At 72.1% G+C, this 23,633-nt stretch carries 25 protein-coding genes; 13 read left to right on the top strand and 12 right to left on the bottom strand.

What is annotated here, in order from left to right; genetic code table 11:
* The first annotated feature begins 12 nt into the window (after positions 1-12).
* From ectB to thpD, 3 genes are read left to right on the top strand one after another with little or no spacing between them, the layout of a single operon-like run.
* Positions 13-1,281, top strand: a complete 1,269-nt coding sequence (ectB, locus tag ACZ7J0_RS18910) for a diaminobutyrate--2-oxoglutarate transaminase (RefSeq protein ID WP_470888700.1) — start codon at positions 13-15, stop codon at positions 1,279-1,281.
* 30 nt (positions 1,282-1,311) lie between these two features.
* Positions 1,312-1,710: an ectoine synthase gene (locus ACZ7J0_RS18905; protein ID WP_470888698.1), complete on the top strand. Its 399-nt coding sequence runs from the start codon at positions 1,312-1,314 to the stop codon at positions 1,708-1,710.
* A 3-nt stretch (positions 1,711-1,713) separates the two neighbouring features.
* The gene (thpD, locus tag ACZ7J0_RS18900) at positions 1,714-2,580 is read left to right on the top strand and encodes an ectoine hydroxylase (RefSeq protein ID WP_470888696.1); all 867 of its coding nucleotides are present in this window, start codon (positions 1,714-1,716) and stop codon (positions 2,578-2,580) included.
* 75 nt (positions 2,581-2,655) lie between these two features.
* Here thpD and ACZ7J0_RS18895 read toward each other — a convergent pair whose 3' ends face one another.
* Entirely contained in the window at positions 2,656-3,723 is a 1,068-nt protein-coding gene (locus ACZ7J0_RS18895; protein WP_470888694.1) for an alkene reductase, read from the bottom strand.
* Positions 3,724-3,875: 152 nt separating this feature from the next.
* Between ACZ7J0_RS18895 and ACZ7J0_RS18890 the strand changes: the two genes are divergently transcribed.
* Positions 3,876-4,373 carry a MarR family winged helix-turn-helix transcriptional regulator gene (locus ACZ7J0_RS18890; protein ID WP_470888692.1) on the top strand — a complete coding sequence of 166 codons (498 nt, stop codon included), beginning with the start codon at positions 3,876-3,878 and terminating at the stop codon, positions 4,371-4,373.
* Here ACZ7J0_RS18890 and ACZ7J0_RS18885 read toward each other — a convergent pair.
* From ACZ7J0_RS18885 to ACZ7J0_RS18870, 4 genes are all read right to left on the bottom strand, one after another.
* Positions 4,370-5,422, bottom strand: a complete 1,053-nt coding sequence (locus ACZ7J0_RS18885; protein WP_470888690.1) for an aminotransferase class V-fold PLP-dependent enzyme — start codon at positions 5,420-5,422, stop codon at positions 4,370-4,372. The genes ACZ7J0_RS18890 and ACZ7J0_RS18885 overlap by 4 nt on opposite strands.
* A 69-nt stretch (positions 5,423-5,491) precedes the next feature.
* Positions 5,492-6,190 (bottom strand): DsbA family oxidoreductase, encoded by a 699-nt coding sequence (locus ACZ7J0_RS18880; RefSeq protein ID WP_470888688.1) that lies wholly within the window; start codon positions 6,188-6,190, stop codon positions 5,492-5,494.
* Positions 6,191-6,267: 77 nt separating this feature from the next.
* Positions 6,268-6,744 (bottom strand): GNAT family N-acetyltransferase, encoded by a 477-nt coding sequence (locus ACZ7J0_RS18875; protein WP_470888686.1) that lies wholly within the window; start codon positions 6,742-6,744, stop codon positions 6,268-6,270.
* On the bottom strand, positions 6,741-7,871 hold the full coding sequence (locus tag ACZ7J0_RS18870; protein ID WP_470888684.1) for a GlxA family transcriptional regulator: 1,131 nt from the start codon (positions 7,869-7,871) through the stop codon (positions 6,741-6,743). Before ACZ7J0_RS18870 ends, ACZ7J0_RS18875 begins: the two co-directional genes overlap by 4 nt.
* Positions 7,872-7,941: 70 nt before the next feature.
* Between ACZ7J0_RS18870 and ACZ7J0_RS18865 the strand changes: the two genes are divergently transcribed.
* Positions 7,942-9,333, top strand: coding sequence for an MFS transporter (locus ACZ7J0_RS18865; protein ID WP_470888682.1), 1,392 nt, complete (start codon positions 7,942-7,944; stop codon positions 9,331-9,333).
* A 54-nt stretch (positions 9,334-9,387) separates the two neighbouring features.
* On the opposite strand, the gene ACZ7J0_RS18860 is transcribed toward ACZ7J0_RS18865, so the two are convergent.
* Positions 9,388-10,026 (bottom strand): DUF1349 domain-containing protein, encoded by a 639-nt coding sequence (locus ACZ7J0_RS18860; RefSeq protein WP_470888680.1) that lies wholly within the window; start codon positions 10,024-10,026, stop codon positions 9,388-9,390.
* 4 nt (positions 10,027-10,030) lie between these two features.
* The gene (locus ACZ7J0_RS18855; protein WP_470888678.1) at positions 10,031-11,560 is read right to left on the bottom strand and encodes an aldehyde dehydrogenase (NADP(+)); all 1,530 of its coding nucleotides are present in this window, start codon (positions 11,558-11,560) and stop codon (positions 10,031-10,033) included.
* 102 nt (positions 11,561-11,662) lie between these two features.
* Between ACZ7J0_RS18855 and ACZ7J0_RS18850 the strand changes: the two genes are divergently transcribed.
* Positions 11,663-12,433, top strand: a complete 771-nt coding sequence (locus tag ACZ7J0_RS18850; protein ID WP_470888676.1) for an IclR family transcriptional regulator — start codon at positions 11,663-11,665, stop codon at positions 12,431-12,433.
* A 26-nt stretch (positions 12,434-12,459) separates the two neighbouring features.
* Here ACZ7J0_RS18850 and ACZ7J0_RS18845 read toward each other — a convergent pair whose 3' ends face one another.
* Complete coding sequence (locus tag ACZ7J0_RS18845; protein WP_470888674.1) at positions 12,460-12,960, bottom strand: cupin domain-containing protein; 501 nt, start codon at positions 12,958-12,960, stop codon at positions 12,460-12,462.
* Between the two features lie 167 nt (positions 12,961-13,127).
* Between ACZ7J0_RS18845 and ACZ7J0_RS18840 the strand changes: the two genes are divergently transcribed.
* The 4 genes from ACZ7J0_RS18840 (at position 13,128) to ACZ7J0_RS18825 (ending at position 16,772) form a co-directional block, all read left to right on the top strand.
* Positions 13,128-14,096: a hypothetical protein gene (locus tag ACZ7J0_RS18840; RefSeq protein WP_470888672.1), complete on the top strand. Its 969-nt coding sequence runs from the start codon at positions 13,128-13,130 to the stop codon at positions 14,094-14,096.
* The gene (locus ACZ7J0_RS18835; RefSeq protein WP_470888670.1) at positions 14,093-15,334 is read left to right on the top strand and encodes a sensor histidine kinase; all 1,242 of its coding nucleotides are present in this window, start codon (positions 14,093-14,095) and stop codon (positions 15,332-15,334) included. The genes ACZ7J0_RS18840 and ACZ7J0_RS18835 overlap by 4 nt, the downstream gene beginning before the upstream one ends.
* A complete protein-coding gene (locus ACZ7J0_RS18830; protein ID WP_470888668.1) occupies positions 15,331-16,029 on the top strand; it encodes a response regulator transcription factor in 699 nt (232 codons plus the stop codon). The genes ACZ7J0_RS18835 and ACZ7J0_RS18830 overlap by 4 nt, the downstream gene beginning before the upstream one ends.
* A 323-nt stretch (positions 16,030-16,352) precedes the next feature.
* Positions 16,353-16,772 (top strand): hypothetical protein, encoded by a 420-nt coding sequence (locus ACZ7J0_RS18825; RefSeq protein WP_470888867.1) that lies wholly within the window; start codon positions 16,353-16,355, stop codon positions 16,770-16,772.
* A 27-nt stretch (positions 16,773-16,799) separates the two neighbouring features.
* Here the strand turns inward: ACZ7J0_RS18825 and ACZ7J0_RS18820 are convergent, their stop codons facing one another.
* Together ACZ7J0_RS18820 and ACZ7J0_RS18815 are read right to left on the bottom strand one after the other, a co-directional pair.
* Positions 16,800-17,945: a hypothetical protein gene (locus ACZ7J0_RS18820; protein ID WP_470888666.1), complete on the bottom strand. Its 1,146-nt coding sequence runs from the start codon at positions 17,943-17,945 to the stop codon at positions 16,800-16,802.
* Positions 17,942-18,907 carry a 5-dehydro-4-deoxyglucarate dehydratase gene (locus ACZ7J0_RS18815; RefSeq protein ID WP_470888664.1) on the bottom strand — a complete coding sequence of 322 codons (966 nt, stop codon included), beginning with the start codon at positions 18,905-18,907 and terminating at the stop codon, positions 17,942-17,944. The genes ACZ7J0_RS18820 and ACZ7J0_RS18815 overlap by 4 nt, the downstream gene beginning before the upstream one ends.
* Positions 18,908-19,133: 226 nt before the next feature.
* Here ACZ7J0_RS18815 and ACZ7J0_RS18810 point away from each other — a divergent pair, with 226 nt between their 5' ends.
* The 3 genes from ACZ7J0_RS18810 to ACZ7J0_RS18800 all read left to right on the top strand — a co-directional run bounded on the left by ACZ7J0_RS18810 (position 19,134) and on the right by ACZ7J0_RS18800 (position 21,583).
* Positions 19,134-19,943, top strand: coding sequence for an NAD-dependent epimerase/dehydratase family protein (locus ACZ7J0_RS18810; protein ID WP_470888662.1), 810 nt, complete (start codon positions 19,134-19,136; stop codon positions 19,941-19,943).
* An 80-nt stretch (positions 19,944-20,023) separates the two neighbouring features.
* Entirely contained in the window at positions 20,024-20,251 is a 228-nt protein-coding gene (locus ACZ7J0_RS18805) for a hypothetical protein (protein ID WP_468711239.1), read from the top strand.
* Between the two features lie 126 nt (positions 20,252-20,377).
* Positions 20,378-21,583 carry a TerD family protein gene (locus tag ACZ7J0_RS18800; protein WP_470888660.1) on the top strand — a complete coding sequence of 402 codons (1,206 nt, stop codon included), beginning with the start codon at positions 20,378-20,380 and terminating at the stop codon, positions 21,581-21,583.
* 100 nt (positions 21,584-21,683) lie between these two features.
* Here the strand turns inward: ACZ7J0_RS18800 and ACZ7J0_RS18795 are convergent, their stop codons facing one another.
* Both ACZ7J0_RS18795 and ACZ7J0_RS18790 read right to left on the bottom strand, forming a co-directional pair.
* Positions 21,684-21,905, bottom strand: a complete 222-nt coding sequence (locus ACZ7J0_RS18795) for a hypothetical protein (RefSeq protein WP_468711237.1) — start codon at positions 21,903-21,905, stop codon at positions 21,684-21,686.
* Between the two features lie 75 nt (positions 21,906-21,980).
* The gene (locus ACZ7J0_RS18790) at positions 21,981-23,558 is read right to left on the bottom strand and encodes a TROVE domain-containing protein (protein ID WP_470888658.1); all 1,578 of its coding nucleotides are present in this window, start codon (positions 23,556-23,558) and stop codon (positions 21,981-21,983) included.
* Positions 23,559-23,633 lie beyond the last annotated feature (75 nt).

Raw genomic sequence — 23,633 nt, 5'->3', positions numbered from 1 at the left:
GAGGAGAACGCCGTGACCATCACCCCGCCCGCCCTGAGTGTCTTCGAGACCCTTGAGTCCGAGGTGCGCAGCTACTGCCGCGGCTGGCCCGCCGTGTTCGACCGCGCGCAGGGCGCCCGCCTCACCGACGAGGACGGCCACAGCTATCTGGACTTCTTCGCCGGTGCCGGCTCACTCAACTACGGTCACAACAACCCCGTACTGAAACGGGCGCTGATCGACTACATCGAGCGTGACGGCATCACCCATGGCCTCGACATGGCGACCACCGCCAAGCGCGCGTTCCTGGAGTCCTTCCAGAACGTGATCCTGCGGCCGCGCGATCTGCCGTACAAGGTGATGTTCCCGGGCCCGACCGGGACCAACGCCGTCGAGTCCGCGCTGAAGCTCGCCCGCAAGGTGAAGGGCCGCGAGTCGGTCGTCTCCTTCACCAACGCGTTCCACGGCATGTCGCTGGGGTCGCTCGCCGTCACCGGCAATGCCTTCAAGCGCGCCGGGGCCGGCATTCCGCTGGTCCACGGCACCCCGATGCCGTTCGACAACTACTTCGACGGCCAGGTGCCGGACTTCCTGTGGTTCGAGCGCCTCCTGGAGGACCAGGGTTCCGGGCTCAACAAGCCGGCGGCTGTCATCGTGGAGACCGTGCAGGGCGAGGGCGGCATCAACGTCGCCCGCAACGAATGGCTGCGCGCGCTGTCCGACCTCTGCCGCCGCCAGGACATGCTGCTGATCGTCGACGACATCCAGATGGGCTGCGGCCGCACCGGAGGGTTCTTCTCCTTCGAGGAGGCCGGGATCACCCCGGACATCGTCACCCTGTCCAAGTCCATCAGCGGCTACGGACTGCCCATGTCGCTCTGCCTGTTCAAGCCGGAGCTGGACATCTGGGAGCCGGGCGAGCACAACGGCACCTTCCGCGGCAACAACCCGGCCTTCGTGACCGCGGCGGCCGCACTCGACGCCTACTGGGCCGACGGCCAGATGGAGAAGCAGACCATCGCCCGCGGCGAGCAGGTCGAGCAGGCGCTGCTGTCGATCTGCGAGGAGAACTCCGCCTACGGAGCGCACTTCCGCGGCCGCGGCCTCGTCTGGGGCCTGGAGTTCGCCGACCGGACCCGCGCGTCGGCAGTGTGCGCCCGCGCCTTCGAGCTGGGCCTGCTGCTGGAGACCTCCGGGCCGGAGAGCCAGGTCGTGAAGCTGCTGCCGCCGCTGACCATCACCCCCGACGAGCTGGACGAGGGGCTGCGCACGCTGGCCCGCGCGGTCCGCGAGACCGCCTGAACACCACGTACACAAGGGAGTTGCACCACCGTGATCGTCCGATCGTTGAAGGACATCGAGAACACCGAACGCCATGTGAAGTCGGCCTCCGGGACCTGGGAGAGCAAGCGCATCGTGCTCGCCAAGGAGAAGGTGGGCTTCTCACTGCACGAGACCGTGCTGTACGCCGGTACGGAGACGTCGATGTGGTACGCGAACCACATCGAGGCCGTGCTGTGCGTCGAGGGCGAGGCCGAGCTCACCGACAACGAGACCGGCCGGACGCACTGGATCGAGCCCGGCACGATGTATCTGCTGGACGGCCACGAGCGGCACACTCTGCGCCCCAAGACGGACTTCCGTTGCGTCTGCGTCTTCAACCCGCCGGTCACCGGACGGGAGGACCACGACGAGAACGGCGTTTATCCCCTGCTGACCGAGGAGGCCTGAGCCATGACCGACGTACTGACCGACCTGTACCCCACCCGTGGCGCCGCCGAGGTCGCGACCCCGCGCCGGGATCCGGTCGTCTGGGGGTCCGCCCCGGGCCTGGAGTCGTTCGAGCGGGACGGCTTCCTCACCGACCCCGGGCTGCTGACGGACGACGAGGTCGCCGTCTACAAGGCGGAGCTCGACCGGCTGATCGCCGATCCGGCGATCCGCGCCGACGCCCGCTCGATCGTCGAGCCGAAGTCCCAGGACGTCCGCTCGGTCTTCGAGGTCCACCGGATCAGCGAGGTGTTCGCCCGGCTCGTGCGCGACGAGCGGGTCGTGGGCCGGGCCCGGGAGATCCTCGGCTCGGACGTCTACGTCCACCAGTCGCGGATCAATGTGAAGCCCGGATTCGGCGCGTCCGGCTTCTACTGGCACTCGGACTTCGAGACCTGGCACGCGGAGGACGGGATGCCGCGGATGCGCGCGGTGTCGGTGTCGATCGCGCTGACCGAGAACCATGACACCAACGGTGGCCTGATGATCATGCCGGGCTCGCACCGGACGTTCCTCGGCTGTGCGGGCGAGACGCCGAAGGACAACTACAAGAAGTCGCTGCAGATGCAGGACGCCGGCACCCCGTCGGACGAGGCCCTGACGAGGATGGCCGAGGCGCACGGGATCAAGCTGTTCACCGGGCGTGCCGGTTCGGCGACCTGGTTCGACTGCAACTGCATGCACGGCTCGGGGGACAACATCACCCCGTACCCGCGCAGCAATGTCTTCATCGTCTTCAACAGCGTGGAGAACGCCGCCGAGGAGCCGTTCGCGGCGCCCGTGCGGCGGCCCGAGTTCATCGGCGCACGGGACTTCACCCCGGTGCGCTGAGCATGACGAAGGGGGCCCGTCGCCCGTGGGCGACGGGCCCCCTTCGTCATGCCGTCGCGGCGTCTAGCCGTCGTGCTACCGCGACAGCGCCGGGTAGTCGGTGTAACCCTTGTGGTCGCCGCCGTAGAACGTCGCCTGGTCCGGCGTGTTGTACGGGCCGTCGGCCGCGAGGCGGGCCGGCAGATCCGGGTTGGCCAGGAACAGCGCGCCGAAGGAGACGATGTCCGCGGTGCCGTCCTCGACGAGCCCGAGCGACTCGGCACCGGTCGGGCTCGGCGTCAGCGGGTTGAGGATGAACGTGCCCGAGAAGCGCTTGCGCAGCGCCAGCGTCAGCTCGCGCGGGTTCGAGCCGCCCTCGGCGACATGCAGATACGCGAGGCCGAGCGGCTCGATCGCGTCGACGAGCGCGGTGTACGTCGGCTCCGGCTCGGGCTCGTCGATGCCGTTGAACGGGTTTCCGGGCGAGATCCGCAGGCCGGTGCGCTCGGGGCCGATCTCGGCGGCGACGGCCCTGGCGACCTCGACGGCGAACCGGATGCGGCCCTTGACGGAGCCTCCCCAGCCGTCGCTGCGCACATTGGTGCCGGGCGCGAGGAACTGGTGGATCAGATAGCCATTGGCGCCGTGCAGTTCCACGCCGTCGAAGCCGGCGTTCACGGCGTTGCGCGCCGCGATGACGAACTCCTCGATGGTGCGGTGGACGTCGGCGTCGGACAGCTCGAGCGGGACGGGGAAGGCCTTCGGTCCCTCGTGGGTGTAGACCTGGCCCACGGCGGCCACGGCGGACGCGCCCACCGGGTGCAGGCCGTCGTCCAGGAGGTCCGGGTGGCCGATCCGGCCGGCGTGCATGAGCTGGGCGAAGATCTTCCCGCCCTGGGCGTGGACGGCGTCGGTGACCGTGCGCCAGGCGGCGGTCTGCTCGGCGCTGTGCAGGCCGGGGGTGTCGGGGTACCCCTGGCCGACGGCGGACGGCTGGGTGCCCTCGGTGATGATCAGGCCGGCCGAGGCGCGCTGGGCGTAGTACTCGGCGGTCAGATCGGTCGGGACGCGGCCCTTCGCGCGGCTGCGGGTCATCGGCGCCATGGCGATGCGGTTGGCCAGACGGGTGCCGGCGAGGTCGATCGGGTCGAAAGCTGTGGTCACTGAATGCCCCCAGAGCACTATGTGGCCGACCAAATTGTGGTCGGCCAAGTATTTCCACCGAGAGCACTGTAACGCATTGCTTGGCCGACCAAGGTAATCTGGTGGGAGCACCGCGGAGGCCGTACCGCGGAGGCGCGACCGAGGGAGTTCCGATGTCCGAGCCGGCAGACCCCGCCTGTCCCACCGCGACACTGCCGTCCGCCGCGCGCGGCGGCCCGGTGAGCCATGCCCTGGCCCGTGTGGCCCGGCTGCACCGGATCGCCGCCGGCAAGGCGCTCAAGGAGGTCGGCCTCTACCCGGGCCAGGAGTTCCTGATGATGTGCCTGTGGGATTCCGGCCCGGTGCGCCAGTCGGATCTGATCAAGGCCGTCGAGCTCGACCCGTCGACCGTCACCAAGATGCTGCAGCGCCTGGAGCAGGCCGGGCACGTCCGCCGCTCCCCCGACCCGGCGGACCGCCGGGCCGTCCTGGTCGAAGCCACCTGCGACAACGGCTCGCTCGGCGGCGAGGTCGCCCAGGTCTGGAGCGGCCTGGAGGAGCGCAGCCTCCAGGGCCTCGACGCGCGGGAGCGCGGCGAACTGGCCCGGCTCCTGTCCCTGGTGGAGGAGAACCTCTGCAAGGACGCGGCGGGGGACTGCCCCGGGATCTAGGTCGCGCCGTCCAGGACGTCCAGCGCCCGGTCCACGTCCGCGGCCGAGTTGTAGAGGTGGAAGGAGAGCCGGAGGTTGCCCGCCCGGTCGGAGGTGAGGACCCCGGCGCGGGCCAGGTCGCCGTGGCGGTGGCCGAGCCCCGGCACGGCCACGACCGCCGAGTCGCCCGGCACCACCTCATGGCCGCTCCGGGCCGCTCCCTCCCGGAAGCGGGCGGCGAGGGCCGTGTTGTGGGCGTGGATCCGCTCGATCCCGATCTCGTTCAACAGCGCGAGCGACTGCTCGGCTCCGTGGTACGAGAGGAACGCCGGAGGCTCGTCGAAGCGGCGGGCAGAGTGGGCCAGTTCGGCGACCGGACCGTAGGTGCTGGCCCACACGTCCTCCCCCGCGACCCAGCCGGCGTGGATGGGCACCAAGGAGTCCTGGGCCTCCTCGGTGACGGTCAGGAAGGACGTCCCGCGCGGGCAGAGCAGGAACTTGTAACCGCCGGCGACCGTGTAGTCCCACTCCCCCGCGTCCAGCGGCAGCCAGCCCGCCGACTGGGTGGCGTCGAGGAGCGTACGGGCGCCGTGCGCGGCCGCCGCGGCCCGCACCGCCGCCAGGTCGGCGCTCCGGCCGTCCGCCGACTGCACCGAGGAGAAGGCGACCAGTGCCGTCCCCGGGCGCACTTCATCGGCCAGCGACTCCAGGGGCACGAGGCGGACCTTGAGGTCGCCGCGCACCTGGAAGGGGGTGATGACCGAGCTGAACTCCCCCTCCGGCAGGAGGACTTCGGCGCCGGCGGGCAGCGACTGGGCGATCAGGCCGACATGGACGGAGACCGACGAGCCGACGGCGACCCGGTCCGGGTGGACGCCGGCGAGCTTCGCGAAGCCGTCCCGGGCCGCCGCCACCCGGTCGAAGTCACCCGCCCCTCCGGGCCGGCCTGCCGCGTTCTCCTCGGCGAGCTGCTTGACGGCCTCCACGGTCCGGCGGGGCAGCAGCCCACAGCTCGAGGTGTTCAAGTACGTCTGTGCGGGCGCGAACTCGGCGCCTCCCAGGGTCTCCATGGCTCCACCCTGGAACGCCTCCGACTCAAAGTCAATTACTTAAAGTTAAGGGGTACACCCAAGCGTTACTTATATGTCGCAGGTGCCGTCGGCGTCGCACGCCTCGCCCTGGGCGCCGACCGGCTGGAGGGACCGGCCCTCCCAAGCCTGCTCCAGCGCCTGGGTGAAGACCTCCGCGGGCCGGCCGCCGGAGATCCCGTAGCGCCGGTCGAGGACGAAGAAGGGCACACCGTTCGCGCCCAGCTCGGCGGCTTCGCGCTCATCGGCCCGTACGGCGTCGGCGTACGCCTCCTCGTCGGCGAGGACGGCGCGCACCTCGCTCTCGTCGAGGCCCGCTTCGACGGCGAGGCCGACCAGCACCTCGGGGTCGAAGACCGAGCGCTCCTCGGCGAAGTTCGCCCGGTAGGCGACGTCCAGCAGCTCGTTCTGGCGGCCGCGTTCGCGGGCCAGGTGGAGCAGCCGGTGGATGTCGAAGGTGTTGCCGTGGTCGCGGCCCTCGGTGCGGTAACCGAGGCCCTCTGAGCGGGCGTTGGAGGCGACGTGCTCCTCCATGGCCCGCGCTTCCTCGCGGGTGCGGCCGTACTTCCTGGCCAGCATGTCGATCACCGGCGCGGTGTCGCCCTTGGCCCGGCCCGGGTCGAGCTCGAAGGAGCGGTGCACCACCTCGACGTCGTCGCGGTGGGCGAAGGCCGCGAGCCCCTTCTCGAAGCGGGCCTTCCCGATGTAGCACCACGGGCAGGCGATGTCGCTCCAGATCTCGACGCGCATGTGTCTGCTTCTCTCCAGGTCGTACGGTGCGGAGGCACCCTCCGCGGTCTCCGGGGGCAACGCGGCCCCCGCCCGGCTCATTCCTGGGGCGGCGCCAGTGTGAGGCGGAGCACGAGGTGGCTGCCGGAGCGCGGAGCAGCCAGGTCCGGTTCCCAGCCCCGGCCGGTGTAGAAGGCCTGGGCGCGGGTGTTGTGTTCGTACACCTCCAGGCGTGCGGTGGGGACGCCGTCCCTCCGCCAGGCGTCGACGCATGCCGTGTGCAGCTCGGTGCCGACGCCCTGGCGCCAGCGGGCGGGGGCGACATGGAGCTGGGTGAGGTTCATGACGCCGTCGCGGATGCCGTAGGCCGCGATTCCGGCGATCTCGCCGTTCCGCTCGGCGCAGAGCACCGCGCGGCGCTCGACCGCCGCGGCCCAGTTGGCACGGGTCCTGGCCAGCTCGGCCGGGCCCTCGAAGTCGGCGTCCGGGATGTGGCCCCGGTAGTAGGTGGCCCGGGCCTCGGTGTGGAGGACGGCGATGGCGTCGAGATCGTCGGGCGTGGCACGTCTGATCATGCCGGGAGGGACGCGGGAAGGCGTGCGCCGGTTGCGCTCCGGCGCACGACGGGCCCGGGCGCGACCCGGGGCCCGGGTGCGTCCATGCGGTCCGGCGCGTCAAGGGACCCCCGGCCGGTGGGCACCTCCCGGGTGGGCCGGCCGTCCGGCGCGACGCGGGCATCACCGGCAACGCGGGTGAAGGTGCCCCGGTAGGCGCTCGGGGTCAGCCCGGTCCGCCGCTGGACATGCCGGCGCAGTGAGTCGGCGGTGCCCAGGCCGCTCGCCCGCGCCACCCGGTCCATGCCCAGCTCCGTGGTCTCCAGGAGCTCCTTGGCCCGCTCGATGCGCTGGTGGAGCAGCCACTGCAGAGGACTGACACCCGTCTCGGCGTGGAAACGGCGGGAGAGCGTACGGACGGAGACTCCGGCGTGGCGCGCCAGGTCGGTCAGGGTGAGCGGCTCGTCGAGGTGGCGCATGGCCCAGGCGCGCGTGCAGGCGAAGGACACCCCGCTCTCGGGCGGCAGCGGGGTCTGGGTGAACTGGGCCTGGCCGCCGGGCCGTACGGGCGCGACCAGCGCGAGCCGGGCCACGGTGTTGGCGACGGCGGCGCCGTAATCGGTACGGATGACGTGCAGGCACAGGTCGATCCCGGCCGCGTAGCCGGACGAGGTGACGATCGGCCCGTCCTGGACGAACAGCACGTCCTCCTGGAGGTTCACGGCGGGGTAGCGGGCGGCGAGCTTGTCCGTGTAGGTCCAGTAGGTGGTCGCCGCCCGGCCGTCCAGCAGTCCGGCGGCCGCCAGGGCGAACGCGCCGGTGCAGATGGAGGCGATCCGCTTGCCGTCCGCCGCGGCGCGGCGCAGCACGTCGAGGACCCTCGGGTCGGGCTCCTCGTACGACCCGCTGCCGGCGAGCACCACGGTGTCGGCGCGGTCCACCACGTCGAGGCCGTGCGGGACGACCAGGTCCAGGCCGCCGGCCGTGGTGACCGGCCCGGGGTCGGGTGCGCAGATCAGCGTCTCGTACCCCGGGGCGCCCTCCACCTGGACCTTGCCGAAGAGCATCTCGGGGATGGAGAGGTTGAACAGCGAGACGGGCGGGGCGGCGATCACCGCGACCCGTCGCGGCCGTGGAACCGAGAGCATGGCCAGAACCTCCGGACGTATGGCATTCCCGCCACTACTCTAGAACGCCGAAGATCGCGAGGCTGGGCGCATGGCTACGAAGCAACTGCGCGAACACCCCCACGAACAAGGCGAGTCCGCCCCCACCGGGCAGCCGGCCGGCCGCGGGCGTGGCCCCGGAGCCGCCCTCACCACCGCGATGCTCGGCTTCGCGCTGATCACGCTCGACACGTCCGTCGTCAATGTCGCGCTGCCCGCGATCGGCGCGGACCTGGGCACCGGCCTGACCGGCCTCCAGTGGGTCGTGGACGCCTACACCCTCGCCTTCGCCGCGCTGCTGCTGTCCACCGGCGCGCTGGCCGACAGGGCCGGGGCGAGCCGCGCCTACGCCGGCGGGGTCGTGCTCTTCACGCTCGCGTCCGCGGCCTGTGGTCTGGCGCCCGGGCTGCCCGCGCTGCTCACCGCCCGGGTGGTGCAGGGCGTCGCCGCGGCCGTGATGCTGCCCGCCTCGCTGGCACTGGTCCGGGAGGCGTACGCCGATCCGGCGCGGCGGGCCCGTGCGGTGTCGCTGTGGGCGGCGGGCGGCACGGTCGCCGTCGCCCTGGGCCCGGTGGCGGGCGGTGCGCTCACCAGTGCCTGGAGCTGGCGCTGGATCTTCTTCATCAATCTGCCACTGGGGCTGCTCGCGCTCGCGCTGCTGACCCGTACCGCCCGTTCGCGCCCCCGCCCGGCGCCACTGGACGTGCCCGGGCAGCTGACCGCCGTGGTGGCGCTCGGCGCGCTGACGTTCGCCGCGATCGAGGGCGGCCGGGCGGGCCTGTGGGCGATGGTGCTCGCGGTGGCCGCTTTCGCCACCCTCCTGCGGATCGAGACGCGCCATCCGCATCCGGTCGTGCCGCTGGGGCTCTTCCGCTCCCCCACGGTCGCCGTGGCCGTCGCCGCGGGCTCCGCCAACAGCGTGGCCTTCTACGGCATGGTCTTCGTCTTCGGTCTCTTCTTCCAGCAGGTGCTGGGTCTCTCCCCGCTGGGCGCGGGGCTGATGTTCCTGCCGATGACGGGTCTGCTGGCGCTGGTGAACCTGTTCTCGGCGAAGGTCGCGGCCCGTTACGGCGCCCGGCTGCCGATCGTCACGGGTCAGCTGGTCGCGGTCGCCGGACTGCTCCTCCTGCTGTCCGTCGGCAGGGACACGCCCCTGCCCCTGACCGCCGTCACGCTGATCCCGCTGGCGCTGGGCTGCGGTTTCTCCCTGCCACCGCTGATCGCCGCGATGATGGAGTCGGTCCCGGCCGAGCGCGCGGGCACGGCCGCCGGGCTGCTCAACGCCGCCCGGCAGACGGCGGGCGGCCTGAGCATCGCGGTGTTCGGCTCCCTGGTCGCGGGCGGGTTCGAGGACGGGATGCGGATCTGCCTGATCGTCAGCGCCGTACTGCTCGCCGCCACGGCACTGGCGTCCCTGCGGCTGCCGCGCGGCGGAGGGGCCTGAGGGCGCCGGCCGTCATCAGCGCGAGCACGGCGCCGACACGGGCGCGGTCCGAGGCTACGAGCCGTCCCTGAGCGCCTGCGGCCACTGCGGGCGGAACTCGATCCCGTCGAACGAGACCACGCATCCCTCGCCCACCGGCGACTGGGCCATGAATCCGACCAGCGCCGACGCCGCCTGCTCCTTGGTGCCGAGCGCGAAGATCCGGACGAACGTCCAGTGCTCGCCGTCCGTCGAGGCGTGGAAGGCGAACGCGCCGCCGGTGCGGCTGACCCGGAGCCAGACGCTGTCGCCGTCCACGACGAAGGAGTTGGCGTCGTCGGAGTGGCCACGGGTGACGACCGTGCAGACGGTGGGCCTGTCCGGGGAGAGTTCCAGACAGAGCTTGGCCCACTCCCGTTCGGCGACGTGGACGTACAGCACGCCCGCGTCGAAGGGGGCGCCGAAGCCGGCCTTGACGCGGGCGATCAGCTGGAAGTCGCCCTCCGGCGCGCCGAGCAGCCGTGGCGCGTCGGACGCCGGCTCCAGGGCGTCACCGGTGGGCGGTACGAAGCGGTCCTGGCGGGCGCCCGCCCAGCCGCTCAGTAGCCCTTTCTCGTACGACCAGTGGGCGTCGGGGCCGTAGGCCCGCAGGGGGAAAGGCAGTTCGGGGATCTCACTGAGGGTCGGGGGGGCTTCCCCGGTAGGACGCGACATGGCGTCAGTGTTCCAGGCGCCCGTCCACCCGGCGGGGCAGATCCAGTGGATTGTCGTCGCGCAGCTCCGGAGGGAGGAGCGCTTCGGGCGTCGACTGGTAGGAGACCGGGCGCAGCCAGCGCTCGATCGCGGTGCCGCCGACCGAGGTGGAGGTCGAGGTGGTGGCGGGGTAGGGACCGCCGTGGTGCTGGGCGGGGGCGACGGCGACGCCGGTGGGCCAGCCATTGACGAGGACACGTCCGGCGAGCGGGGTGAGCTCGGCCAGTATCGCGGCGCCCCTGCCCTTCCCCGCCGCCTCGTCGGAGGAGAGGTGCACGGTCGCGGAGAGGTTGCCGGGGAGCCGCGAGAGTACGGCGCTGACCTCGGCGTCGTCGGTGTAGCGGGCGACGACGGTGACGGGGCCGAAGCACTCCTCCAGGAGCAGGTCGTGGGCGCTCTCCTCGGTGAGGCGCTGTGCGGGGACGGTGAGGTAGCCCGCGCTGACCGTATGGCTGCTGCCGGCTCCCGGGGTCACGGGGGCGTGGACGTCGGGGAGGCCCGCGCGCTCGGCGACGCCCGTGAGGAAGTTGTCGCGCATCCGGTGGTCGAGGAGGACCCCCGCGGCGGTGTCGCTGACGGCGTCGGTGAGCGCGTCGAGGAGGCGGTCGCCGGCCGCGCCGGCGGGGGCCAGGACCAGGCCGGGCTTCACACAGAACTGGCCGACGCCGAGCGTCATGGAGCCCGCGAGCCCGGCGCCGAGCTGTTCGGCGCGCTCCTCGGCCGCCGCTTCGGTGATCACGACCGGGTTGAGGGAGCCGAGTTCGCCGTGGAAGGGGATCGGTACGGGACGGGCGGCCGCCGCGTCGAAAAGGGCACGGCCGCCACGGATCGAGCCGGTGAACCCGGCGGCGGCGACCACCGGGTGCTCGATCAGCTCGACGCCCGCGTCGAAACCGTGCACCAGGCCGATCACGGTCTCGGGGATGCCGTGCACCGAGGCGGCCCTGCGCAGGACCGCGGCGACCAGTTCGGAGGTGGCGGGGTGGTCGGGGTGGGCCTTGACCACGACGGGACAGCCGGCCGCCAGCGCGCTGGCGGTGTCCCCGCCCGGTACGGAGAAGGCGAAGGGGAAGTTCGAGGCGGAGTACACGGCGACGACGCCGAGCGGTACGCGGTAGCGGCGCAGGTCGGGGATGGGCGGCGTGGCGGTGTCGTCGGGATGGTCGATGATCACCCCGAGGAAGGCGCCCTCGTCGACGATGTCCGCGAAGGCGCGCAACTGGTAGCAGGTGCGGGCGAGTTCACCGCGGAGCCGGACGGGTCCGAGCGCGGTCTCCGCGTCGGCGGCCTCGATGAGGGGTTCGCGCGCGCCTTCCAGGAGTTCGGCGGCCGTGCGCAGGAAGGCGGAACGGGTCGCGCGGTCGGCGAGCGCGGGGCGGGCGGCGTGCGCGGCGCGGACGGTCCGGTCCACCTCCTCGACTGTGGCCTCCACCGCAACCTGCTCGCGCGGCTTCCCGGTTCGGGGGTCCACACTCCACACTGGTTCTGCTGCCACCGCGATGCCCCTTGTTCGCTATTCTGAACATAGTTCCTGTAGGTGAATGCACCGGGGACTCTATTAACGGGCGCACTTGGTTAACAAGAGGGGCGAGGGCGAATGTCGACTGCCGATTCTGGTGGGGCGCAGGTCAAGTCCGCTGTACGCACGGTGGAACTGCTCGAGTACTTCGCCGGCCGGCCCGGTATGCACTCCCTCGCCGCCGTCCAGGAGGCCGTCGGCTACCCCAAGTCGAGCCTGTACATGCTGCTGCGGACGCTGGTGGAGCTCGGCTGGGTGGAGACCGACGCCACGGGGACCCGGTACGGCATCGGCGTCCGGGCCCTGCTCGTCGGCACCTCGTACATCGACGGCGACGAGGTGGTGGCCGCGGCCCGGCCGACCCTCGACCGGCTCTCCGACGACACCACCGAGACCATCCACCTGGCGCGGCTCGACGGGACCAATGTCGTCTATCTGGCCACCCGGCAGTCGCAGCACTATCTGCGGCCGTTCACCCGGGTCGGACGCCGGCTGCCCGCCCACTCCACCTCGCTCGGCAAGGCGCTGCTCGCCACCCACAGCGACGAGCAGGTCCGCAAGATGCTCCCCGAGTCGCTGCCCGCGCTGACCGAGCACACCATCACGGACCGCGAGACGCTCATCGAGGAGCTGCGCGTCATCCGTGAGCAGGGGTACGCCGTGGACCGCGAGGAGAACACGCTGGGGCTGCGCTGCTTCGGCATCGCCATCCCGTACCGCACCCCGGCGCGTGACGCGATCAGCTGCTCGGTTCCGGTCGCGCGGCTCACCCCGGGCCATGAGCAGATGATCAAGGACGCGCTCTTCGACGCGCGTGACCGGCTGACGCTGGCGACGCGCCGGCTCTGAGCCCACGCGGCAGGAGTGGGCAGGTCTCAGGAGCGCGCGGCGAGCGCCTCGTTCCAGACGGGGCTGTCGACATAGTGGTTGTCGTAGCGCTCGGAGGAGTCCTTGATCTCCTGGAAGCTCGCCTCGCCGCGCATCACCCGGCCCAGCAGACGCAGATAGTCGAAGCGGGCCATGCCCGGGGTGAAGACGAACAGCACATCGGCCTCGGCGCCGGGAGCCGCGGCGAACGCGTGCGGGGTGTGCGGCGGCACGAGCAGGAAGTCGCCCTGCTCCAGGACGGTCAGTTCCTCGCCCAGCAGGACCTGGAGCGAGCCGCCGAGCACGAAGAACATCTCCGAGGCCTTGGTGTGGAAGTGCGCGGGCGCTCCGACCGCGCCCTCGGCGAAGGACGAGCGGTAGCTGGTGAGCGTGCCACCGGTGGTGTCCGAGTCGGCGAGCAGGGTCATCACGCTGCTCGGGTCGCTGGTCGTCTCGGCATCGGCGGCGCGGGTCAGGACGGGGGCGAAGGTCTGCGTCTTGGTGATCATGAATACGACTCTAGTTCCTCATGTGACCTGCTGAGGGGTGCATTTGAAGGCCGGAATGACCGGTCAATTCATCGAGGGCCCCGCAGCGGCGGCCTCCGCCGTTCGGCGGAGACGGTTCATCGTCGAGCAGGAGGTGACGGGGCCGCCGGGGCGGGAGCGTAAGGGTCATGACATCGACTTCTCTTACCGCCCACCGTCTCGGCTCCGGCCGCCGGGCGCTGCGTGCGCTCGCCGTCGCCGCCTGCGTCCCGTACGTCTCCCTCAAGATCGCCTGGGTCGCCGGCAGCGAGATCGGCATTCCGGCCGGCAGTGTGCTGCTGGAGCACCGGGGGCTGATGGCCGCGGCCAACAGCGTCACGATCCTCATGGACGTCGCCGTCGTCGTCCTCGCGCTGCTGCTCACCCAGCCGTGGGGGCTCCGGGTGAAGACCTGGCTGCTGGTCCTTCCGATGTGGGTGGCGACCGGTCTGCTCGCCCCGATCATGGTCGGCTTCCCGCTCCAGCTGATCGCCTCGCTGTTCACCGGCGGCGAGGAGAAGGCGGCCGGGTCCGAGCCGTTCCTGGACGACTGGGTCTTCGGCGTCGTCTACACCGGCTTCATCCTGCAGGGCGTCACGCTCGGTACCCTCTTCGCCCTCTACGCCCGTGAGCGCTGGGGCCATGTGTGGCAGGGCACTCTCTGGGAACTGCCTGCCGGCTTCCCGGGGCGCGGTGTGCGCTTCGCGGCGGGGGTGGCGTCCGTCCTTGCCCTGGTGCCCCTCGCCCTGCGACTGCTGTGGGCCACGGGGTCGGAGCGCGGTCTCTCGCCGGACCGGGTCGCCGAGCATCCGTCCGGCTTCTCCGTACTGGAGGCCGCGCAGGCCGGCTTCCTCGTCGTCGCCGTGGTGGGCGTACTGGCCCTGGTCTTCCGGCTCCGCCCGTCGCTGGAGGTCAGGACGGCACTGGCCGCGGCCTGGGTCGGCTCGGGCGGGGTGGGCTGCTGGGGCGGCTGGCTGGTGCTGGCCACACTCATGCCGCAGACGGATCCCGGAAAGGAGCCCACGACGCTGATGATCACGGCCTACTCTGGCGAAATGATCACTGGATTGCTGCTGGCCGGCTGCGTGGCGGTCTTCCTGCGGCGGCGCGCCGCATGAGGTGGGCGCGCGCGCTCTTCGGCCGCAGGGCCCGGCTGCGCTGGATCCACCTCATCCTGGGCGGGGCCCTGCTGATGCCGTACTGGCTCGTCGGGACAGTGATCATCGGGCCGCTCATGGGTGGACAGAGCCTGTTCTCCGCCTCCCTGACCGCGCAGTTCGGGGCGTATGCGATCGCCCTGCCCCTGGCGGCGGTCACCGCGCTCTTCCCTTTGACCCGGCCGATGTCGGTCGCGGCCGCCCGGACGCTGTGCGGGGTGCCGGTGGACCGGTTCGCGGAGGGCCCGGCGGGCAGCCGCGCCGCCCGGACGAGAACGGCGGGCTGGTACACGCTCCATCTGGGGCTCGGCGGGCTGATCAGCGGTGCGTCCCTGGCGCTGCCGCCGTTCGCGGTGGCGCTGATGGTGCTGCCGTTCTCCGCCTCCCTGCGCGATTCGGGGATGAGCGACTACTGGTCCATGGACCGGGACTGGGTGGCGTACGCGGGGCTGCCCGCCGGACTGCTGATGCTGGTGGCCCTCGCGGCGGCGGCCGCCGGGGCGGGCTCGCTGCTGGCCCGTCAGGCGCCCCGGCTGCTCGGGCCGACGCCCGCCGACCGGCTGGCGGCGGCCGAGCGCCGCGCCGCCGAACTAGCCGTCCGCAACCGGCTCGCACGGGAGCTGCACGACTCGGTGGGCCATGCGCTGAGCGCGGTCACCCTGCAGGCGAGCGCGGCGCGCAGGGTGCTGGACAGCGATGTGGACTTCGTACGGGAGGCGCTGACGGCGATCGAGGAGACGACGCGGCGTACGGTCGGCGAACTGGACTCGGTGCTGGGGCTGTTGCGACAGGGCGAGGACGACGGCGAGCTGCCGGGGCCGGGACTCGAAGCGCTGGACGGCCTGTTGACCGGGGTCGGCCCGAAGGTGTCGCTGGACGTCGTCGGGGACCTGGACCGGCTGCCGGAGCCGGTGTCCCGCGAGGCGTACCGGATCGTCCAGGAAGGCCTGACCAACGCGGCCCGGTACGCCGGGAGCGAGCCGCTGACCGCGCGGATAGCGGTCCACGACGATGAGTTGGAGATAGCGATGGAGAATCCGCTGCCGGAGAACGGCCCGGTGGTGCGCCCGGGGGGCGGACGCGGGCTGCGAGGGATCGGCGAACGGGCACGGCTGCTCGGCGGCACGTCGGACGCCGGACCGGCGGACGGGGTGTGGCGGCTCGCGGTCCGGCTTCCCCTGACGGGCGGCCGGCGATGAGCGCGCCCGAACGACGGCCGGCGACGGGTGCGCCGATCCGGGTGGTCCTCGCCGACGACGAGCGGATGGTCCGTACGGCGCTGCGCGTCATCCTGGACGCCGAGCCCGACCTCGCGGTGGTCGGCGAGGCGTCCACCGGGGCCGAGGCGGTGTCCGTGGTGCGCGCACTGCGGCCCGACGTCGTCCTGATGGATGTGCGGATGCCGCAGATCGACGGCATCCGGGCCACCGAGCAGATCCTCGGCGCGTCCGAGGAGCCGCCGCGGATCCTGGTCGTCACCACCTTCGAGAACGACTCCTACGTCTTCGAGGCGCTGCGGGTCGGCGCGGCCGGTTTCCTGCTCAAGCGGGCGGCGGCGGAGGATCTGGTCGCGGCGGTGCGGCTGGTCGCCCGCAGCGACTCGCTGCTGTACCCGGCGGCCGTGCGGGATCTGGCGGCCGAGCACGCCCGCCGCGGTCCGGCCGCCCCCGCCTGGGTGTCCAGGCTCACCGAGCGCGAGGCCGAGGTACTGCGGCTGATGGTGACGGGCCTGACCAACGCGGAGATCGCCGACCGGCTCGAGGTCGGTCCGGCGACGGTGAAGACCCATGTGGCGGCCGTCCTGGCGAAGACCGGGGCGAGGGACCGCACGCAGGCGGTGATCGTGGCGTACGAGTCGGGGTTCATCAGCCCGCGCGGGACGGCAACCCGCTGAGCGGCCAGGATGAGGATTCCCGGAGGAACCCGGAGAAACGGAACGTCGCCCTCCCACCCTCTCGTCCTCCTGTGGGATGAACAAGACGATCAGGCACGCCTCGGTCTTCTCGCTGCTCCTGGTCCTCGCCCTGCTGGCGCGTGACCTGGGTGCAGGCGTACGAAGCCGCGGCTCTCGCGGACGACAAGCAGGTGATGGCCGCGGCGCTCGGATAGACCCCGGGTCGCGGGCGCGGCACGCCGCACGATAGGCAGGGACGCGTCAACGCCCCTCGTTTACGGAGAACTTCAGTGCGGCTGCCCCGCTCCCTGTCCGGCTGGACCATGGCCGTCTTCGGCGTACTCGCCGCGGGCCTCGGTGTCGTGGGGCTGATCGCCCCGGACGTGATGATCGAGTCCATGGGTTTCGACCCCGTGTCCGAGTCCCGCCGCGCGGAGGGCGACTACACCCTCGTGTATCTCACCGCCTCCTCGATGGCCGCGCTCAATATGGGCGTGTACTACATCCTGGCCGCGCTGGCCGACTGGAAGGCCTTCTTCCGCTGGACGGTTCCCTTCCGCCTGCTCACCTGCGCGGTCTTCACGGTGGCGGTGGTCAGCGGCCGCGCGCCCGCCGGATTCCTGGGCGTGGGCGTCTGGGAGGGCGTGGGCGCGGCGCTGACGGGGGCGGCGCTGCGGTACGAGAAGCGGGGCGCCGGCCGCGGGGCCACCGCCGACAGCCGCCGGGAACCGGCGGAAGGCTAGGGCATCCCGATCCTGCGCCCCCTCCTTTCAGCCGAGGACGGCCAGCGCCGACGCGACCGACGCCAGATCCGCGTCGGAGGCCAACCCCGCGTGGTAGAGGCGCAGGTCGGTCGCGCCCCGCCCGGCGGCGCGCGCGGCGTCGGCTGCGAGGGTGTCCGGGCTGCCGCCCATGCCGCGCACGACGGTGAAGTTGGCGGCGAGGACGTTCGAGGGGGAGGCGTGCGCGGCGAAGGGGGCGAGAAGGCCCGGCCCGCCCGCGCAGGGCACCACGACACCGTCGGCGACGCGCAGGATGTGCTCGGGATCCACGCCGGTGTTGGCGCCGCAGTGGTGGGGCGCGGGGTCGGCGTGGAGCAGTACCTGGAATCCGGGGGGCGCGGCCGCCCGTACCGCCGCGATCGCCTCGTCCTGGAGACTCCGCGCCGCCCGGGCCCGGAATTCCAGCGTGGCGGCCAGGAGCGCGCCGCCCTCACCCGCGCAGGGCCCACCGCGCCAGACGGGTTCCAGGGCGGCGCGCACCGACGCGCTCAGTTCGCCGGCGTCCAGGCCCGTCTCCGCGTATCCGCGTACGCACTCCGCGCAGAAGCAGAGCGACATCAGATACTGCGCGGTGTCGTCGAGTGCGACTCCCGCGGTCTTGTCGTGGGCGTGCGGATGAGCCAGGCCGTACCAGCCGCAGGACTCCAGCTCGGTGCCGCGTGCCCCTGGGCGTACGGCCGCCTCCGCCGCGAGGTCCACGAGCAGGGCGCGGACTTCGGGCCGCGCGACGCAGGGCGCCCAGGGGTAGCGGTCGCCGTAGGCGTTCACCACGGAGGTCTCCGGGTGCTCTGCGCCCAGGCGGGAGTTGTGCGCGAGGACGACCCAGGTGTGCACGTCGAGACCGGCGCGCTCCAGCCCTTGGGCGGCCTGGCCGTACGTGTCGCCGGGCGCCCAGGCCCCCGCCGCGTACGGCCGCAGTGCGCGGCCCGCCCAGCGCGCCGGGTCCGGCTCGTACAGCACGGCGGCGTGCTCGGCCGTGACGACGCGGTGGCGGGGGTGGCGGGGGGTCAGCGCGCGGGTGGAGTGGTAGGCGGAGGCGAGGGTGGCCTGCTGGACGCCGAGGTCCGCGAGGCGGGCCGGTGCGTCGGGGTCGCCGACGACGTCCCACGGATAGACGAAGGCGGACGCCCTCACGCGCCCTCCCGCAGCAGGGCACGGCCGCGCCCGATGATCTCGTCGAGCTCCTTGAGATGGGCGGGGGCGGGTTCACTGAGCGGCGGGCGGACCCCGCCGACGTCCAGGCCGCCCATCCGTACGGCCGCCTTGACGAGGGAGACGGCGTAGCCGCGGCCCCTGGCCCGCAGTTCGACGAGCGGACGGTAGAAGCCGTCGATCAGGCGGTTCACCGTGGCGTCGTCGCCGCTGTCGAGCGCGGCGTGGAAGGCCAGGGCGATGTCGGGGGCGAAGCAGAAGACGGCCGACGAGTAGAGGGTGACGCCGATGCCCCGGTAGGCGGGGCCGGTGAGTTCGGCGGTCGGCAGGCCGTTGAAGTACAGCAGGCCGAGCCCCTCCGCGCGGACCGCACTGACGATGCGCTGCATCAGATCGAGGTCGCCGTGGCCGTCCTTGAGGCCGATGACGCCCTCGGTGCGGGCCAGGGCGACGACGGTCTCGGGGGTGAGGATTGCGTTGTCGCGCTGGTAGACGATCACATCGAGCGAGGTGGCCGCCGCGAGATCGGTGTAGTGGCGCAGCAGCCCCTGCTGGTCGGCGACGACGAGATAGGGCGGCATGGCGAGGAGGCCGTCCGCGCCGGCTTCCTCGGCGAGCTTCGCGAACTGGACGGCCAGCGCGGTGCCGTAGCCGGTCCCGGCCACCACGGGCACCTGGCCGGCGGCCTCCTCGACGGTGGCGGCGACGCAGACACGGAACTCCTCGGGGGTCAGGGCGTGGAACTCCCCCGTACCGCAGCAGGCGAAGACCGCGGCGGCCCCGGCGTCGATGCCGGCACGAACGTGCGCACGGAAGGTGCCGAGGTTCAGCCCGCCGTCCGGCCCGAACGGCGTGACGGGGAAGAACAGCAGGCCGTCGAGCCGGCCGGCGAGCGGGGCCGGGGCAACGGGCGAGGACACGGGCGGGGTCACGGGCGAGGTCACGGGCGCTCCCAGGGCAGACCGTCGTGCACAATTCTGATCGACATCCACATTTCTGAACGCCGCCACGCTAGGACAGCGCCTGGGTGCCGGTCAAGGCGGAAAACCGCACCAGACGCCCGGAGTTGACCACGGGACGGAGGCTTGACGACGATCGGACGCACTCTCTAGCGTGTCCATGAATGTGAACTACAGTCAGCCATATGAGCGTTCAAGGAGAGCCCCGCCCATGCCCGCTCCTCGCACCGTCCTGCTCACCGGCGCCGCCGGAGGCCTCGGCACCCTGATGCGCGGACTGCTCCCCGCGTACGGCTACGAGCTCCGTCTTCTCGATGTGCGGCCGGTCGAGGGAGCTCCCGACGCGATCACCGCCGATCTCGCCGACAAGGGGGCGCTGCGCGAGGCGGTCGCGGGCGTGGACGCGATCCTCCACCTGGCGGGCATCTCCCTGGAGTCCACGTTCGAGAAGATCCTGCGCGCCAACATCGAGGGCACCCACCACCTCTACGAGGCCGCCCGGGAGGAAGGGGTCGGACGGATCGTCTTCGCCTCCAGCAACCACGCCGTCGGCTTCACCCCCCGCCCGCGCGCGGGAGACCCCCTGATCCCGGTGGACACGCCCCGCCGCCCCGACACCTTCTACGGCCTGTCCAAGAGCTTCGGCGAGGACCTCGCGCAGCTGTACTGGGACCTGTACGGCCTGGAGACCGTGTCCGTACGGATCGGCTCCTGCTTTCCCGTGCCCACCTCGGTCCGGATGCTCTCCCTCTGGATGAGCCCCGCCGACGGCGCCCGGCTCTTCCACGCCGCCCTCACCGCCGAGGGCGTGGGACACACCGTCGTCTACGGTTCGTCGGCCAACACCCGTCTGTGGTGGGACCTCGCCGGCGCCCGTGCGCTCGGCTACGAACCTCAGGACGACTCGGAGCCGTACGCGTCAAGCCTCGTCGCCGGACAGGGCGAGCTCTCCGACGACAACCCCGATCACGCCCATATCGGCGGCCACTTCTGCACCCGCCCGCCGCTCTGGACGCACTGATCTCGGGCGGGCGCGGAGCACCCGCGGCGGGCGTGAATATTCGGGTGACGCGCCCGGTGGAGTGCGACGAGGATTCCGCCATGCCACGACCTCATGGATTCACCTTCGAGCAGCACGCCGACGGCAGCGTCGACATCACCCACCAGGGACGCGCCGCCGGGACACTGCGCGGCAGCCGCGCGGAGAAGTTCCTGGCAGAGGTGGGATCCGGTGACGCCCAGCTGGTGATGGCCCGCTGGACGGGCGCGTACAAGCACGGCAACGAGCGGACCGCCCGGGACCATCCCCGCAACCGCGGCCGCCGGTAGGCGGTGTCCCCGCGGCCGGACCACGACGGTCAGTGGCCGACAGCGGAGGGCCGCCGACCGGAGGAACGTTTCGGAAGCTTCCAAAGGTAAGGGAACGGCAAAGCCACCTCGCTCGTTACCCCTGGCATGACCGCAATGACCCCCGGCTCGAACATCCCCCTCGCCGCCACCCGCGTGGCGGTGGACGTCGCCGCCCCGGTGCGGCTCGACGTATCGGGCCTGCTGCTCACCGCCGACGGCAAGGTCCGCTCCGACGACGACTTCATCTTCTACAACCAGCCGGCCGGCCCCGGTGTCACCTACCGCTCCGGCGGCGGCACCGCGCCCGACGCGATCGTCGTGGACACGTCCGCGGTGCCCGCCGGTATCGAGAAGATCGTCGTGACGGCCAGCCCGGACGCCGCGGGGCAGACCTTCCAGGGCATCGAGCCCACCGCGACCATCCGCGACGCCGACAGCGGGACCGCGCTGGCGACCTTCACCCCGCCGAGGCTCGGCACCGAGACCGCCCTGGTCGTCGTCGAGATCTATCTGCGCGGCGGCGCCTGGAAGGCGCGTGCCGTCGGCCAGGGGTACGCCAACGGGCTCGCCGGTATCGCCACGGACTTCGGTGTCTCGGTCGAGGAGGAGCCCGCCGCCGCCCCGGCGCCCGCCCCCGCGGCCCCCGCGCGTGTCGACCCGAGGACGACCGCCCAGGCCCCGCCCGTCCCCTCCGCGCCGCCCGCCGCCCCGGCGCCCGCGCCCGCCGGCAGCGGCAAGATCAACCTCGACAAGGGCAGGGTCAGCCTCCAGAAGAACCAGACCGTCTCCCTGGTCAAGGGCGGCCGGCCGCTGCTGTCCCAGGTCAAGATGGGTCTGGGCTGGGAGCCCGCCTACCGCGGCAAGGACATCGACCTCGACGCCTCGGTCATCGCGTACGGCCCCCAGCGCAACCACCTGGACAGCTGCTACTTCGGCAAGCTGTCCATCCTGGGGGGCTCCGTGAAGCACTCGGGCGACAACCTCACCGGCGAGGGCGCGGGGGACGACGAGGTGATCGTGGTCGACCTCGGCAGGCTGCCGGCCGACGCGACCGGTCTGGTCTTCACGGTCAATTCCTTCTCGGGACAGAAGTTCACCGAGGTCGCCAAGGCCTACTGCCGGCTCATCGACGCGGCGACCGGTGAGGAGCTGGTCCGCTTCGATCTCACCACCGCCGAGCCGCAGACCGGGGTGATGATGGCGAAGCTGATCAAGCAGTTCTCCGGCGAGTGGGAGATGACGGCCATCGGCGAGTTCGTGAAGTCCCGGACGGTCCGGGGCATGGTGAAGCCCGCCGCCCAGATCCTCTGAGAAGCCGCAGGTCAGAGCCGCCAGGACGCGGAAGACCCGCCCCGGTGCAGCGCGCCGGGGCGGTTCGTCCCGGGCGCGGACACCAGGGTCGCGCGCCCGCTCAGAGCTTGTTCATCCGGGAGTACGGGCTGAGAATGCGGGTCCGGCTGGAGCCGAAGTCGACCAGCATGGCGACCCCGTCCTCGACACCGATGACCTTTCCGAGGCCGTACTGATCGTGCGAGACGCGGTCTCCCAGGGCGAACGCCTTGATGAGGGGGTCGACCGGGGCTTGGAAGGGGCTCGTGGGCAGGTGGCGCCGGGGCGCGGGTCGCTTCGTCATTGTGATTAAGTATGCGCCCTCCGGAGCCCGGGAGGACCAGATCGCGACGGCACAGATGCGAACATGTGTCCTTCGTCAGCTCCAGGGCCAGTCCGCGTTCCGCCCCGCCTCCAGCAGCGGCACCATCCGGAAGGCGGCGTCGCTCAGTCCCCCGAAGGTGTGCCGGTTGCCGCTCCCCGACGGGGCGTGGCCCACCCGGTAGCCGGCCAGGTTCCAGGTGTAGACCGGGATGTGGTCCGGCACCTGCGCGGTCGGGTCGCCGTAGTGGCTGTACGACGCCTGCTCGTCGGTGACGATCAGCACCCGGTCGTGGCGCTTGTAGTGCCTGCGCACCGCCTCGGTGGTGTTGGTGCCGCCGAGCTCGCCGAAGCGGCCCAGCACCTTCAGTACGGACTCGCCCGCGCGGTACTTCACCCGGGCGCTGGAGGTGCCGAACTCGACCAGATCGGCGTCGGCGGCCCGCATCGCCACCGATGCGCCGAAGATGGCCGCCGCGTCCGCCCGGTTCAGCTCGGAGCGGTCCGAGAGCCGCGACCACATCGAACCCGACCGGTCGACCAGGACCAGGGTGCGGCCGGGCAGCGCCGGAACGTTCGCCAGCGAGTGGCCGAGCGCCTTCTCCAGCGGGTACGACCAGCGCAGCGAGGGCGCGTGCTGGAACGCGGCCAGGTAGCGGAACGGGAACTGCCGCGATGCCGTGACCACCTCCGGGTCCGAGATCTTCGCCGCCACCTGGGCCGCGACCTCGTCCGAGACTCCGGCCTGATCGAAGTTGCGCAGATTGCGGACGAGCGCCATGGCGCCCATGGACGGGATGACGGCCTCCCAGGCCGCCGCGTCCATCGGCCCCTGGAGCCAGCCGGCCAGGGCCTCCCAGGTCATCCCCGCGTCGGCCAGCCGGCGTGCGCCGTCGGGCGCGGTCAGCACCGCGCGGCGCTCGCCGACCGGGAGCGCCATCAGCGCACGGTGCGCGGTCAGCGTCCGGTCGGAGGCCGGCGGCACGGCGGTGTCCGGGTGGTGACGGCGGTCCAGCGCGTACCGGAACAGCTCGCCCTGCCATGCCTTCTCCGGGTCGGGCGAGGCGTGCACCAGATTGAGGATGTCGCCGAAGCGGTAGCCCTTGGAGGCGGTGTCGTACTTGAGCAGGGACCGGCCGTGGTAGAGGCGCCGCACGGCGTCGGCGATCCCGCGCTTGACGGGCTTGGGGACCGCGCGCCCGTAGGTCGAGGTCCAGTAGCCGAGCAGCTCACCGGGCTCGTCCGCGCGCAGCAGGACGGAGGCGACGACCTGGCGGTTGGAGGGGCCGTTCTCGGCGCCGGCGTCCAGACGCGCCTTCACGTACTCGGCGGCGCCGACGAGCGACGCGGTCCGCAGATGGCCGTCCCGGCGCAGCCAGCCGAGCAGGCCGGCGGTCCACTCGGGGTCCTCGACCGCGAGGGTGCGCACGAGCGCGGCGAAGCGGTCGTCGCGGTTCTCGCCGCTCTCGTGGAAGGTGTCCTGGGAGACGAGATTGGCGACGGCGAGCAGAAACAGCTCGGACCTGGCGTCGCGCAGGGCACCGGTGCCGCCCTGATGGGTACGGGCGGTGGCGCCGGTGGAGGTCACGGGCGAGGTGGGACGGGCCTTGGTGGTACGGGTGTTGAAGCGTGCCATGAGAATTCCCCCGAATTCGAGAACGCGAGGGGAGACACAGCGACGGGGGTGCCCGAGTTCAGGGTCGGCGACGGT

The organism is Streptomyces sp. NPDC038280 (assembly GCF_055600045.1).
The sequence above is the reverse complement of the archived record's forward strand: the minus strand, read 5'-3'. Positions and strand labels throughout refer to the sequence as shown.

Excerpts from the sequence above, each read along its gene's own strand:
- thpD (WP_470888696.1), top strand. The coding sequence starts at position 1,714 with ATGACCGACGTACTGACCGACCTGTACCCCACCCGTGGCGCCGCCGAG.
- ACZ7J0_RS18890 (WP_470888692.1), top strand. The coding sequence starts at position 3,876 with ATGTCCGAGCCGGCAGACCCCGCCTGTCCCACCGCGACACTGCCGTCC.
- ACZ7J0_RS18885 (WP_470888690.1), bottom strand. The coding sequence starts at position 5,422 with ATGGAGACCCTGGGAGGCGCCGAGTTCGCGCCCGCACAGACGTACTTG.
- ACZ7J0_RS18880 (WP_470888688.1), bottom strand. The coding sequence starts at position 6,190 with ATGCGCGTCGAGATCTGGAGCGACATCGCCTGCCCGTGGTGCTACATC.
- ACZ7J0_RS18875 (WP_470888686.1), bottom strand. The coding sequence starts at position 6,744 with ATGATCAGACGTGCCACGCCCGACGATCTCGACGCCATCGCCGTCCTC.
- ACZ7J0_RS18870 (WP_470888684.1), bottom strand. The coding sequence starts at position 7,871 with ATGCTCTCGGTTCCACGGCCGCGACGGGTCGCGGTGATCGCCGCCCCG.
- ACZ7J0_RS18865 (WP_470888682.1), top strand. The coding sequence starts at position 7,942 with ATGGCTACGAAGCAACTGCGCGAACACCCCCACGAACAAGGCGAGTCC.
- ACZ7J0_RS18860 (WP_470888680.1), bottom strand. The coding sequence starts at position 10,026 with ATGTCGCGTCCTACCGGGGAAGCCCCCCCGACCCTCAGTGAGATCCCC.
- ACZ7J0_RS18850 (WP_470888676.1), top strand. The coding sequence starts at position 11,663 with ATGTCGACTGCCGATTCTGGTGGGGCGCAGGTCAAGTCCGCTGTACGC.
- ACZ7J0_RS18845 (WP_470888674.1), bottom strand. The coding sequence starts at position 12,960 with ATGATCACCAAGACGCAGACCTTCGCCCCCGTCCTGACCCGCGCCGCC.
- ACZ7J0_RS18840 (WP_470888672.1), top strand. The coding sequence starts at position 13,128 with ATGACATCGACTTCTCTTACCGCCCACCGTCTCGGCTCCGGCCGCCGG.
- ACZ7J0_RS18835 (WP_470888670.1), top strand. The coding sequence starts at position 14,093 with ATGAGGTGGGCGCGCGCGCTCTTCGGCCGCAGGGCCCGGCTGCGCTGG.
- ACZ7J0_RS18830 (WP_470888668.1), top strand. The coding sequence starts at position 15,331 with ATGAGCGCGCCCGAACGACGGCCGGCGACGGGTGCGCCGATCCGGGTG.
- ACZ7J0_RS18825 (WP_470888867.1), top strand. The coding sequence starts at position 16,353 with ATGGCCGTCTTCGGCGTACTCGCCGCGGGCCTCGGTGTCGTGGGGCTG.
- ACZ7J0_RS18810 (WP_470888662.1), top strand. The coding sequence starts at position 19,134 with ATGCCCGCTCCTCGCACCGTCCTGCTCACCGGCGCCGCCGGAGGCCTC.
- ACZ7J0_RS18805 (WP_468711239.1), top strand. The coding sequence starts at position 20,024 with ATGCCACGACCTCATGGATTCACCTTCGAGCAGCACGCCGACGGCAGC.
- ACZ7J0_RS18800 (WP_470888660.1), top strand. The coding sequence starts at position 20,378 with ATGACCGCAATGACCCCCGGCTCGAACATCCCCCTCGCCGCCACCCGC.
- ACZ7J0_RS18795 (WP_468711237.1), bottom strand. The coding sequence starts at position 21,905 with ATGACGAAGCGACCCGCGCCCCGGCGCCACCTGCCCACGAGCCCCTTC.
- ACZ7J0_RS18790 (WP_470888658.1), bottom strand. The coding sequence starts at position 23,558 with ATGGCACGCTTCAACACCCGTACCACCAAGGCCCGTCCCACCTCGCCC.